Origin of the sequence: Cronobacter sp. HA18006, assembly GCF_011605445.1 — a bacterium.
Lineage (GTDB): Bacteria > Pseudomonadota > Gammaproteobacteria > Enterobacterales > Enterobacteriaceae > Cronobacter > Cronobacter sakazakii.
Window position 1 is genome coordinate 158,669 of record NZ_JAANQB010000011.1, and the last position, 12,958, is coordinate 171,626.

A 12,958-nucleotide genomic window follows, 5' to 3' on the forward strand; every position below is an offset into this window, starting at 1 on the left:
ACGGAAAACGACTCTGCAGAATTAGTCCTGACGAGGCGTAATATAAGGCGGAAAAAGATCTGGTTTTAACAGGGAGTTATACAGATGGGTAATGTCAGTTTTCCGCTTATTCTGTTTTGCACGCAGCGCAAGTTTAATGATAAATCGGCACCGGATATGAAGTCAGGAGATTTGACGGCTGAGCAGTTACAGCAGCGTTTTAATTTATCTCATGTTTCAGACCGCGTTGATCCTTATCAGCTCAGAAAGATGACCGCTTTTTCTAACCCGCAATCCCGTTTCGCTGGTATTTATGGCGCAGGACGGGGTGACCTTCTGACCGTCGATCAGTGCGCCGCGCTGTTATTTGATGAATTACGAAACACCTCCTGGCCGTTTTCCATGTATGGAGATTGCCGGGAAATCATCAACCGCATGTTTTCTCATATGCAGAATGAAAAAGGGGCAGATTTTCAGGATTTGAAACTTAACGCGGCGCTACGTGAGCGCATCCTGAAAGACACCACGCATAACAGCACGTTACTGGCTATCAGGAGAATCATTAGCAGTGGCGTTGATTATATAAATAAAGGTTTTCCGCAGGCGCTTGCAGGGCAGTTTGCATATACGCTTGGCAAGCTAATTTTACCAAAATTCAATGACTTATCCGACAGATTTAACGGGCTTGGCATCACCGTTCATGATATCCATGCCACGCAAATCACGCTGACGCAGCTACGGGTTGAGGAGGATGGCTGGTCTGCAACGGTGAAGTATCAATGCCAGGACCATTTTGGACTTGATGAAACGGATATCAGAAACCCTAAATTCAACCAGTTTCTCTTCTTCAGAATTTGGTTCGTTCTTCAGCATTACCACCGCTTTGGTTTTAAACCTTTTATGACCAATATGGAGGCCACCTTTAACCTGCGCGGGGGGCTGTCATGATAAAAAGGAGCATTTTGCTGCTTATCATTATCCTGGCGGCGGTCGTTATGATCAGGTATATGGCTGACCGATCTGTAAACATTATTGCGGTGTATCAAAACCCCTATACAGCGGCGGTGATTGTGGAAAGTCTGCCCTGGCGCGACCGCGATAAAATAGCCTGGTGGCGTAATAATGAAAAAAGGCTAATCCAGCGCTATTCCCTTAAAACCGATAACCCACGCGGCGCGTTAGATTACTTCGTCTATGCCTTCGGTGAGGGTTATCAGCCGGAAGGTAAAACCGATCGGTTGTGCTTTGATGAAATACAAAGTCCGGCCCGCTGTATCGATAAAAATCTGCGGATGGTCGTCACGCAAAACCGTGCGGGCGAACAGATGTTCTTAATTGATAAATATCGATATCAAGTGATGCGTGATGGTGAGCTGCAAAAGCAGCCGCTTATCGAACCCGGAGATATACGTTAATACGTTCTCTTGCCAAAGAAAAAGGCGCCCGCGGGCGCCTTTCGTGTTTATTAACCGTCAGCCGATGGTCATCAGGCTGGCGTTACCGCCTGCGGCGGCGGTGTTGACGCTAAGCGAACGCTCCAGCCACAGACGCTCCAGCAGCAGGTTGGTTTCCCCGCGTGCGAAGCCCTGCACCGAAACAATCGCGCCGTCGCGTGCGGCCACTTTCTCGCACAGCGCGCGTAGCTGATCGGAATCGCCGTGGTAAATCACCGCATCGAAGAACTGGCTAAACAGCACATCCGGTTTGGCGAAGTCGATAATCGCGTTCACGGCGGCCGGAAGCTGTTTGGCCAGGGTGCGTTGCAGCGGCTCGTCAACCCACAGTACGCGGCTGCCCGCGCTGGTGGCGGCGGCGAGCTGCACCAGCAGGTCCTGTTCGTTATCCGCCAGGCACAGCACGCGCTCGCGCGGCAGCAGGGTATAGGTGTTGCGCTCGCCGGTCGGGCCTGGCAGGGTGCGCTGCACGCCGCTTTGCGACAGCGCGAGGTAGTGCTCGCACAGCGCTTTGAGTTCCGGGCGGCCTGCGGCCCATTCGGTCAACGCCTGGTGCGGACGCGTAATCAGCGTTTTGACCTGCGCATCCTGGGCGTAGCGGGCGTCGTGACGCTCAAGCGTCGTCTGCACCGCCGTTTCCGGACGGCTCGCCAGCAGGCGGTAGAGGTAGAGCGGCCCGCCCGCTTTCGGGCCGGTGCCGGAAAGCCCTTCACCACCAAACGGCTGCACGCCGACTACGGCGCCGACCATATTGCGGTTCACATACAGGTTGCCGACGTGCGCGCTGCCGGTCACCTGCGCGATGGTTTCATCGATACGCGTGTGTACGCCGAGCGTCAGGCCGTAACCCGCTTTATTGATCTGCTCAATCAGCCCCGCCAGGTTGTTGCGGTTGTAGCGCACCACGTGCAGTACCGGGCCGAAGACCTCTTTTTTCATCTCATCAAAGCTTTCCAGCTCAATCAGCGTCGGCATGACAAACGTGCCAGTCTGCCATTCACGCGCATCAAGGCTGTTGTCGCGCGCGGCCTGGAAGACTTTGCGGCCCTTGGCGCGCATCGCCTGAATATGGCGCTCGATACCGGCTTTGGCGTCGGCGTCGATAACCGGTCCGATGTCGGTCGTCAGGCGGCCAGGGTTGCCCATCCGGCATTCGGCCATCGCGCCTTTCAGCATGGTCAGGGTGTGATCGGCGATCTCTTCCTGGAGGCAGAGCACGCGCAGCGCGGAGCAGCGCTGGCCGGCGCTGTCGAAAGCCGAGGCGACGACGTCCACAACCACCTGTTCCGTGAGCGCGGAGGAGTCGACAATCATGGCGTTCAGCCCGCCGGTTTCCGCGATAAGCGGCGTCGGACGGCCCTGCGGGTCAAGACGGTCGGCGATGTTGCGCTGCAACAGCGTCGCCACTTCCGTTGAACCGGTGAACATCACACCGCGCACGCGCGGATCGCCCGTGAGCTGCGCGCCGACAGTTTCGCCACGGCCTGGCAGCAGCTGCACCACGCCCTGCGGCACGCCTGCTTCCAGCAGGATCTGAATGCCCTGAGCGGCGATAAGCGGCGTCTGCTCCGCCGGTTTCGCCAGCACGCTGTTGCCTGCGGCAAGCGCGGCGGCCACCTGGCCGGTGAAAATAGCCAACGGGAAGTTCCACGGGCTGATACAGACCACCGGGCCGAGCGGGCGATGGGTTTCGTTATCGAAATCATCACGCACCTGGCCTGCGTAATAGCGCAGGAAGTCGACCGCCTCGCGCACTTCGGCGATGGCGTTAGCGAAGGTTTTACCCGCTTCGCGCACCAGAATGCCAATCAGCGTCTGGGTCTGGTCTTCCATCAGCACGGCGGCGCGCTCAAGAATGGCGGCGCGCTCCTGCGGCGGCGTGGCGAACCAGATAGGCGCGTTGTTCACCGCGCTTTCCAGCGCCTGCGCCACTTCCGCTTCGGTGGCTTCACGGGCGTAACCGACGATATCACGCGGCTCGGCGGGGTTAATCACCGGTGTCAGCTCGCCGTCGTCCACGGCGTTTTCCAGCATCGGCAGCGCGCGCCATTTTTGCAGTGCGCTGTTGAGCAGCGACGAGGAGAGCGACGCCAGGCGGTGTTCGTTCGCCAGATCAAGCCCGGCGGAGTTAACGCGGCCTTCGCCGTAAAGATCCTGCGGTAACGGGATTTTCGGGTGCGGCAGACCGACGCGGCCTTCCTGCGCCGCCAGCTGTTCGACTGCGCTGACCGGGTCGGCCACCAGATCGTCAAGCGACAGCGTGTTATCGGCGATGCGGTTCACAAACGACGTGTTGGCACCGTTTTCCAGCAGGCGACGCACCAGGTAGGCCAGGAGCGTCTCATGGGTGCCGACCGGCGCGTAAATACGGCACGGACGGTTCAGTTTGCCATCGCTGATTTTACCAACCACCTGCTCATAGAGCGGCTCGCCCATGCCGTGCAGGCACTGGAATTCATACTGGCCAGGGTAGTAGTTCTGGCCCGCCAGATTGTAGATGGCCGCCAGCGTATGGGCGTTGTGGGTGGCGAACTGCGGGTAGATAAGGTTCGGCACCGCCAGCAGTTTCTTCGCGCAGGCGAGGTAAGAGATATCGGTGTAAACCTTGCGGGTGTAAACCGGGTAGCCCTCAAGGCCTTCCATCTGGGCGCGCTTAATTTCGCTGTCCCAGTAAGCGCCTTTCACCAGACGGATCATCAGACGACGACGGCTGCGGGTGGCGAGATCGATCAGATAATCGATAACGAACGGGCAGCGCTTCTGGTACGCCTGAATCACAAACCCGATGCCGTTCCAGCCCGCCAGCTCCGGCTCAAAGCAGAGTTTTTCCAGCAGATCGAGAGAGATCTCCAGGCGGTCGGCCTCTTCGGCGTCGATATTAATGCCGATGTCATACTGGCGCGCCAGCAGCGTCAGGGATTTCAGGCGCGGGTAGAGCTCTTCCATCACGCGGTCGTACTGCGCGCGGCTGTAGCGCGGGTGCAGGGCGGAGAGCTTAATCGAAATGCCCGGCCCTTCATAAATGCCGCGCCCGTTGGAGGCTTTGCCGATGGCGTGAATAGCCTGCTGGTAAGAGACCATATAAGCCTGCGCGTCGGCGGCGGTGAGCGCCGCTTCGCCCAGCATATCGTAGGAGTAACGGAAGCCTTTCTCTTCAAGCTTGCGCGCGTTGGCCAGCGCCTCGGCGATGGTTTCGCCGGTGACGAACTGCTCGCCCATCAGACGCATCGCCATGTCCACGCCTTTACGGATAAGGGGCTCACCGCTCTTGCCAATAATGCGGTTGAGCGAGCGCGACAGGCTGGCTTCGTTGTGCGTCGAGACCAGACGGCCCGTAAACAGCAGGCCCCAGGTGGCGGCGTTGACAAACAGCGACGGGCTGCGGCCAATGTGCGACTGCCAGTTGCCGTTGCTGATTTTGTCGCGGATCAGCGCATCACGCGTGGCTTTATCCGGGATACGCAGCAGCGCTTCGGCAAGGCACATCAGCGCCACGCCTTCCTGCGAGGAGAGCGAAAACTCCTGTAACAGGCTCTGCACCATACCGGCGCGGCCGGAGGTGGTTTTCTGGTTGCGCAGCTTCTCGGCGAGGCTCCAGGCAAGCTGGTGGGTTTTCTCGGCGACCGGCTGCGGCAGACGGGCCTGCTCCAGCAGCATCGGCACCGCGTCGGTTTCCGCGCGACGCCAGGCGGCGGTGATGGCCGCACGGCTGACGGACTGCGGCTGGATCTGTTCAGCAAATTCAAGGAACGGCTGGTGAGTTTCTTCCACTGGCGCTGGTACTTCATCGCTTTCGTTCGCCGCGCCCGCCAGCAGCGCAGGCAGCTCCGGCAGGCCGTCGCTGTTCTCCAGCTGTTCCAGATAATTAAAGATGGCCTGTTTAATCAGCCAGTGCGGCGTGCGGTCGATTTTCGTCGCGGCGGATTTAATGCGCTCGCGGGTGGCGTCGTCCAGCTTGACCCCCATCGTGGTGGTGCCCATGCCCTTACTCCTGTGTCTCGGTCTGTATAAAAAAGGCGAATGATCGGCAATATCTATCATGTTGCAACTTTGTGCAACCTTGTTAAATGTGACCTCGCCAGCAAGCTTAAAAATGAATGAAATGTTAAATATGAAATTGCTATGACGCACCGAAGAAAGGGCGGTTATAAGCTCAGAATCCGGGCCTGGTTAACATTTTTAACAGGTGCAACCGACAAAAGCGTGAGCGAGTGCAACCTCTCAAAAAATGTACAGGTTTCACAGATGCAAAACATGTGAATGGTGTGTTAAATCGATTGTGAATAAAAAACGCTTCCGGCAGGATACTGCCGCCACACGACATGACAATAACGCCACCGCTACGTTCCGGCGGTGATAAACGGGGCGACCCGGCCATAACGCGGAGAAGTGAAATGACGACGAGTACACCGATGCTGGTGACTTTCATTATTTATATTTTGGGGATGATACTGATTGGGTTTATTGCGTGGCGCTCCACCAAAAACTTTGATGACTACATTCTCGGCGGGCGCAGTCTCGGGAGCGTGGTGACCGCGCTCTCTGCGGGCGCGTCGGATATGTCGGGCTGGCTGCTAATGGGCCTGCCGGGCGCGGTATTTCTCTCCGGGATCTCCGAAAGCTGGATAGCCATCGGCCTGACGCTGGGTGCCTGGATCAACTGGAAGCTGGTAGCAGGGCGCCTGCGCGTTCACACCGAGCACAACAATAACGCCCTGACGTTACCGGATTATTTCACCGGCCGTTTTGAAGATAACAGCCGTCTGCTGCGGATTATCTCGGCGCTGGTGATTTTGCTGTTCTTCACCATTTACTGCGCTTCAGGCATCGTGGCGGGCGCGCGCCTGTTCGAAAGCACCTTCGGTATGAGCTACGAAACCGCGCTCTGGGCGGGGGCTGCGGCGACGATTCTTTACACCTTTATCGGCGGGTTCCTGGCGGTGAGCTGGACCGATACTGTGCAGGCGAGCCTGATGATTTTCGCGCTGATCCTGACGCCGGTGATTGTGATTTTCGCGGTCGGCGGGCTGGACGATTCGCTGGCCGTTATTAAGCAGAAGAGCATCGAAAATATCGACATGCTCAAGGGCCTGAATCTGGTGGCGATTATCTCGCTGATGGGCTGGGGACTGGGCTATTTCGGCCAGCCGCATATTCTGGCGCGCTTTATGGCGGCGGATTCTCACCACACCATCGTTAACGCACGTCGTATCTCGATGACCTGGATGATCCTGTGCCTCGCGGGCGCAGTGGCCGTTGGTTTCTTCGGCATCGCCTACTTTAACGAGCATCCTGACCAGGCGGCCGCGGTGAACCAGAACGGCGAGCGCGTGTTTATTGAACTGGCGCAGATCCTCTTTAACCCGTGGATTGCCGGTATCCTGCTGTCGGCGATTCTGGCGGCGGTGATGTCAACGCTGAGCTGCCAGCTGCTGGTCTGCTCCAGCGCCATTACCGAAGACCTCTATAAAGCGTTCCTGCGTAAAGGCGCGAGCCAGAAAGAGCTGGTGTGGGTCGGGCGTATGATGGTGCTGGTGGTGGCGCTGGTCGCCATTGCGCTGGCGGCGAACCCGGAAAACCGCGTGCTGGGCCTGGTGAGCTACGCGTGGGCGGGCTTTGGCGCGGCCTTCGGCCCGGTGGTGCTGTTCTCGGTGATGTGGTCCCGCATGACGCGCAACGGCGCGCTGGCCGGCATGATCATCGGCGCGGTGACGGTTATCGTCTGGAAACAGTTCGCGTGGTTTAACCTCTACGAGATCATTCCGGGCTTTATCTTTGCAAGCCTCGGTATCGTGGTGGTGAGCCTGATGGGCAAAGCGCCGTCGGCCTCCATGCAGGCGCGCTTTGAAAAAGCGGACGAGGAGTATCACACGCCTGCGCCGTCTAAGCTTCGCGCCAGCTAAGCGTCTTAACAAACCCGCCACCCGGCGGGTTTTTTCTTTTTCATCAATCCGGTAGCTTGCCAGACGCCGCGATTTACGCTGTTATCGTCGCGTTCACCCATAACAAAAAAGGACAGGATGATGGCGATTCGCAAGGTTATTGTTTCACTCGCGCTGGCGGCGACGCTCGCCGGTTGCGCACCGCACGCGGCAGAACAGGCGCAGCGCTGCGCCGCGCAAAACCGCATGACGCAAACCACGCTGTACTTTGGCCTCAACCGGCCCTCCGGCCCGGTGATTACCGCAGACGAGTGGCAGCGTTTTGTGGATAACGACGTCACGCCGCGCTTTCGCGACGGGCTAACGGTGTTTGACGCGCGCGGGCAGTGGCTCGGTAACGATGGCAAGGTGGCGCGCGAGCCGAGCAAGGCGCTGATGCTGATTCACGCGAATGACAGCGCGAGCGAGAAGGGGATTGAAGCCCTGCGCGGAATTTATAAATCGCGCTTTGCGCAGGAGTCGGTCATGCGCGTCGATGAGAGCGTGTGCGTGCAGTTCTGAAACAGGCGGGGGAGACCCCGCCTTAATTTTTACAGCACCAGCCCGGCGAAGGCCGCGGAGAGTAAACTCACCAGCGTCGCGCCATAGACCAGACGCAGGCCAAAACGCGACACCGCGTTGCCCTGCGGCTCGTTCAGGCCCTTAATCGCCCCCGCCACAATGCCGATGGACGCGAAGTTGGCAAACGACACCAGGAAGACCGACAGAATACCGAGACCGCGCGGGGAGAGCGTCGCGGCAATTTTTTGCAGCTCGATCATCGCCACGAACTCATTGGCGACCAGCTTGGTGGCCATAATGCCGCCCGCCGTCAGGGCATCCTGCGCCGGAATCCCGATAAGCCAGGCGAGCGGGTAAAACACGTAGCCCAGCAGTTGCTGGAAGCTCTGACCGAACAGCGTCAGGAACAGCGCATTCACCGCGCTGATAATGGCGATAAAGCCAATCAGCATCGCGAGAATAATCATCGCCACCTTAAAGCCCGCCAGAATGTACTCGCCGAGCATCTCGAAAAAGCTTTGTGATTCATGCAGCTTTTCAAGCTTCACTTCCGGCTCATCCTGCGGGCGCGTCGGGTTGATAACCGAGAGAATGATGAACGTGCTGAAGAGGTTAAGCACCAGGGCCGCCACCACATATTTCGCCTCGATCATCGACATATATGCGCCAACAATAGAGAGCGAAACGGTGGACATGGCGGTCGCCGCCATTGTGAACAGCCGACGCGAGGAGAGATCCGCCAGCACGCCTTTATAGGCGATAAAGTTTTCCGACTGGCCGAGGATCAGTGAACTGACAGCGTTAAAGGATTCCAGCTTACCCATGCCGTTAACTTTCGACAGCAGCGTACCGATGACGCGGATAAAAATTGGCAGAATGCGCCAGTGTTGCAGAATGCCGATGAGCGCGGAGATAAACACGATAGGGCAGAGCACGCCGAGAAACACAAACGCGAGGCCTTTCTGGCTCATGCCGCCGAAGACGAAATCGGTGCCCTGGGCCGCGAAGTGCAGCAGCGAGGAGAACGCCCCGGCAATCGACTGGATAACCAGCAGCCCGGCCTGTGCATGCAGGAAGAACCAGGCGAGCACCGCTTCAATCACAATCAGCTGAAGAATATAACGCAGGCGGATCTTTTTACGGTCAAAGCTTGCAAGCCACGCGAGCAGGAGGATCGCCACCACGGCGAAAATAAAATGCAGTATGGTTGTCATAGTTACGCAGGTGTCTGAAAGAAAAATAGTTAGCCACATAAAAACGGGCCGGTAAACAGCGCGCTAAGCATAATTTCCCGCATCGTTATCTGGCAAACGGAATAAGAAAAAGCGATGGCTGACTATTTTTCAGGTGAATGTTTCAGAGTGCGGTGGAAAGAGAAAACGCGGCGCCGGGCCAGCCAGTTTCGCTTATGGTTTCATTATGTGACTACTCAACTTCGCAACTTTTACACTTCGTCATACTTATCCCCACATTTCGCTTGTTTTTCTTTTGGCGGTAATGATAATCACTTTCACTCCCGTTTACGTTTCTTTGCATCAGTTGACCTGATTTCACACTTACAGGTGCCCAAATGTTTGTTCCTTTTCTGATTATGCTGCGTGAAGGCCTTGAAGCAGCGCTCATCGTCAGCCTTATCGCGAGCTATCTTAAACGCACCCAGCGCGGCAACTGGCTTGGCGTAATGTGGGCAGGCGTGTTTCTCGCCGCCGCGCTCTGCCTGGGCCTCGGTATTTTTATCAATGAAACCACCGGCGAGTTCCCGCAAAAAGAGCAGGAGCTGTTTGAAGGGCTTGTGGCGACGGTGGCCGTCGTGATCCTCACCTGGATGGTGTTCTGGATGCGTAAAGTCTCCCGCAACGTGAAAGGCGAACTGGAACAGGCCGTAGATCGCGCGCTGAAACGCCCTGGCGGTCACGGCTGGGCGCTCATCATGATGGTGTTTTTCGCGGTCGCGCGCGAGGGTCTGGAATCGGTCTTCTTCCTGCTGGCGGCGTTTGGCCAGGATGTCGGCGTCTGGCCGCCGCTCGGCGCGATGCTGGGCCTGGCCACCGCCGTGGTGCTCGGTTTTCTGCTCTACTGGGGCGGCATTCGTCTTAATCTCGGCGCGTTTTTCCGCTGGACCAGCCTCTTTATTCTGCTCGTTGCCGCCGGGCTCGCAGCGGGTGCCATTCGCGCGTTTCATGAAGCCGGACTGTGGAACCACTTCCAGGCCGTCGCGTTTGATTTCAGCAATGTGCTCTCTACGCATTCGCTCACCGGCACGCTGCTGGAAGGCATTTTCGGCTACCAGGAAGCGCCGACCGTCAGCGAAGTGGCGGTATGGTTTATCTATCTGATCCCGGCGCTGGCGTTTTATGCGCTGCCAGCGCGCGCCGGTGCGCGCGTCTCCGGGAACGCCTGATTTTTTGCCGCGCCCGTGCGCGTCTTAGTTACAACATACTTTTAGAGGGATGGTCATGACGAATCAACTTCGCCGTAGCGCGCTTTCCGTGACGCTGCTGGCGCTTATCAGCTCCGCCTTTGCCGCCCGCGCGGCGGATATTCCGCAGGTGAAAGTCACCGTAAACGACAAACAGTGCGAGCCGATGACGCTCACGGTGAACGCCGGTAAAACCCAGTTCATCATCCTGAACCACAGCCAGAAGGCGCTGGAGTGGGAAATCCTTAAAGGCGTGATGGTCGTCGAAGAGCGCGAAAACATCGCGCCAGGCTTTAGCCAGAAGATGACCGCTAACCTGGAGCCGGGCGAATATGACATGACCTGCGGCCTGCTGAGCAACCCGAAAGGCAAGCTTATCGTCAAAGCCGCCGGTGGTGAAAAAGCGGCGGCGAAGAGCGATCTGCTGTCGCTGGAAGGCGCCGTGACCGAGTATAAAACCTGGGTAAGCGCCGAAACCGCCGCGCTGGTTTCTGGCACCAAAGCCTTTACCGACGCGGTAAAAGCAGGCGATATCGCCAAAGCGAAATCCCTCTACGCGCCCACTCGCCAGCACTATGAGCGCATTGAGCCTATCGCCGAGCTGTTCTCCGATCTCGACGGCAGCATCGACGCCCGCGAAGATGATTACGAACAGAAAGCGGCCGACCCGAAATTCACCGGCTTCCACCGTCTGGAAAAAGCGCTGTTTGGCGATAACAGCGTCAAAGGCATGGCGCAGTATGCCGACAAGCTCAACAGCGACGTGCTGGAGCTACAAAAACGCATCAGCGAACTCGCGTTCCCGCCGGGCAAAGTCGTGGGCGGCGCGGCGGGCCTTATCGAGGAAGTGGCGGCCAGCAAAATCAGCGGTGAAGAAGATCGCTACAGCCACACCGACCTGTGGGATTTCCAGGCCAATATCGATGGCGCGCAGAAAATCGTGAATCTGCTGCGTCCGCAACTGCAAAAAGAGAACGCGCCGCTGCTCGCGAAAGTGGACGCGAACTTCAAAAAAGTGGATGCCATTCTTGCGAAATATCGCACCAAAGAGGGCTTTGAGACTTACGACAAGCTGACCGACGCTGACCGCAACGCGCTGAAGGGGCCGATTACCTCGCTTGCTGAAGATCTCTCGTTGCTGCGTGGCGTGCTCGGACTGGACTAAGCGTGATGCAAGAACATGATATTCACGGCGTACCGCAACCGGCGCGCCGCCGTCTGCTGAAAGGGCTGGGCGCGCTGACCGGCGCGCTCGCGGTCACCGGTGGTTGTCCGGTGGCGCATGGCGCGCAGCCGCAAAGTGCGCCCGGCACGCTGCCTCCGGACGCGCGTCAGGAGACGCAGCCGTTTTACGGCGCGCATCAGGCAGGCGTGCTGACGCCGCAGCAGGCGTCGATGATGCTGGTGGCTTTCGATGTGCTGGCGGGAAATAAAGCCGATCTCGAACGGCTGTTTCGTTTGCTGACCGACCGCATCGCGTTTTTAACCGCGGGCGGCCCGGCGCCGCAGACGCCGAACCCGCGTCTGCCGCCGATGGATTCCGGTATTCTGGGGCCGGTGATTGCGCCGGATAACCTGACGATCACCGTGTCGCTGGGACGTTCGCTGTTTGACGATCGCTACGGCCTTGCGCCGCAGATGCCGAAAAAGCTGCAAAAGATGGAGCGTTTCCCGAACGATTCGCTGGATGCGGCGCTGTGCCACGGCGATCTGCTCCTGCAAATCTGCGCCAATACCCAGGATACGGTGATCCATGCGCTGCGCGATATCATTAAGCACACGCCGGATCTGCTGAGCGTGCGCTGGAAGCGTGAAGGGTTTATCTCCGATCACGCGGCGCGCAGCCGTGGCAAAGAGACGCCGGTGAATTTGCTTGGCTTTAAAGACGGCACCGCGAACCCCGATACGCGTAATACCGCGTTAATGGACAGCGTGGTGTGGGTAACGCCGGATCAGGGCGAGCCCGCGTGGGCGGTGGGCGGCAGTTATCAGGCCGTGCGCATTATTCAGTTCCACGTGGAGTTCTGGGACCGCACGCCGCTCAAAGAGCAGCAGACGATTTTCGGGCGCGACAAACAGACCGGCGCGCCACTTGGTATGCAGCATGAGCATGACGTGCCGGACTACAGTAAAGATCCTGACGGTAACGTGATTGCGCTCGACAGCCACATCCGGCTCGCGAACCCGCGCACACCCGAGACGCAGTCCAGCCTGATGGTGCGCCGTGGCTACAGCTATTCGCTCGGCGTGACCAACGCAGGCCAGCTCGACATGGGCCTGCTGTTTGTCTGCTACCAGCACGATCTCGAAAAGGGATTTTTAACGGTGCAGAAGCGGCTTAACGGCGAGGCGCTGGAGGAGTATGTGAAGCCTATCGGCGGCGGCTATTTCTTTGTGCTGCCGGGGGTGGCGGATAAATCCCGCTTCCTTGCCGATGGCCTGCTGAAAGCCTGATAAAAAACCCCGCCACCACGGCGGGGTTTTTATTTTCATTTGCTAACAATTTTCGCGCGGATGTGGCAGAGCATTTTCGCGGCGGCTATTCTGTTGATACATTTCTGTAATATTTTTCTGTCATAAAAGATGCATCAGACGTTCAGTCTCAAAAGTTATCTTTTAGTAAATATTATGTTGCAAAGTTGATAATTTTTGTTGTACTTAAA

Annotated in this window: 9 protein-coding genes; 7 read left to right on the forward strand and 2 right to left on the reverse strand. The window is 57.8% G+C overall.

From position 1 onward, the window contains the following. The first annotated feature begins 84 nt into the window (after positions 1-84). Complete coding sequence (locus G9X48_RS02505; protein ID WP_097641020.1) at positions 85-927, forward strand: DUF3289 family protein; 843 nt, start codon at positions 85-87, stop codon at positions 925-927. Between the two features lie 14 nt (positions 928-941). Next, positions 942-1,394, forward strand: a complete 453-nt coding sequence (locus G9X48_RS02510) for a DUF943 family protein (RefSeq protein WP_230678201.1) — start codon at positions 942-944, stop codon at positions 1,392-1,394. A 57-nt stretch (positions 1,395-1,451) separates the two neighbouring features. Here G9X48_RS02510 and putA read toward each other — a convergent pair whose 3' ends face one another. Continuing rightward, entirely contained in the window at positions 1,452-5,414 is a 3,963-nt protein-coding gene (putA, locus tag G9X48_RS02515) for a trifunctional transcriptional regulator/proline dehydrogenase/L-glutamate gamma-semialdehyde dehydrogenase (protein WP_097641019.1), read from the reverse strand. Positions 5,415-5,827: 413 nt separating this feature from the next. Here putA and putP point away from each other — a divergent pair, with 413 nt between their 5' ends. Both putP and G9X48_RS02525 read left to right on the forward strand, forming a co-directional pair. Further along, complete coding sequence (gene putP / locus G9X48_RS02520) at positions 5,828-7,336, forward strand: sodium/proline symporter PutP (protein WP_029038936.1); 1,509 nt, start codon at positions 5,828-5,830, stop codon at positions 7,334-7,336. A 117-nt stretch (positions 7,337-7,453) separates the two neighbouring features. Next, entirely contained in the window at positions 7,454-7,876 is a 423-nt protein-coding gene (locus G9X48_RS02525; RefSeq protein ID WP_032989961.1) for a DUF3574 domain-containing protein, read from the forward strand. A 29-nt stretch (positions 7,877-7,905) separates the two neighbouring features. Here G9X48_RS02525 and G9X48_RS02530 read toward each other — a convergent pair whose 3' ends face one another. Then, a complete protein-coding gene (locus G9X48_RS02530; protein ID WP_032989960.1) occupies positions 7,906-9,090 on the reverse strand; it encodes a nucleoside transporter C-terminal domain-containing protein in 1,185 nt (394 codons plus the stop codon). Between the two features lie 356 nt (positions 9,091-9,446). Between G9X48_RS02530 and efeU the strand changes: the two genes are divergently transcribed. From efeU to efeB, 3 genes are read left to right on the forward strand one after another with little or no spacing between them, the layout of a single operon-like run. Further along, positions 9,447-10,277, forward strand: a complete 831-nt coding sequence (efeU, locus tag G9X48_RS02535) for an iron uptake transporter permease EfeU (protein WP_004387575.1) — start codon at positions 9,447-9,449, stop codon at positions 10,275-10,277. A 55-nt stretch (positions 10,278-10,332) separates the two neighbouring features. Then, the gene (gene efeO / locus G9X48_RS02540; protein WP_004387574.1) at positions 10,333-11,460 is read left to right on the forward strand and encodes an iron uptake system protein EfeO; all 1,128 of its coding nucleotides are present in this window, start codon (positions 10,333-10,335) and stop codon (positions 11,458-11,460) included. A gap of 5 nt (positions 11,461-11,465) precedes the next feature. Continuing rightward, entirely contained in the window at positions 11,466-12,749 is a 1,284-nt protein-coding gene (gene efeB / locus G9X48_RS02545; RefSeq protein WP_097564946.1) for an iron uptake transporter deferrochelatase/peroxidase subunit, read from the forward strand. The last annotated feature ends 209 nt before the right edge of the window (positions 12,750-12,958 follow it).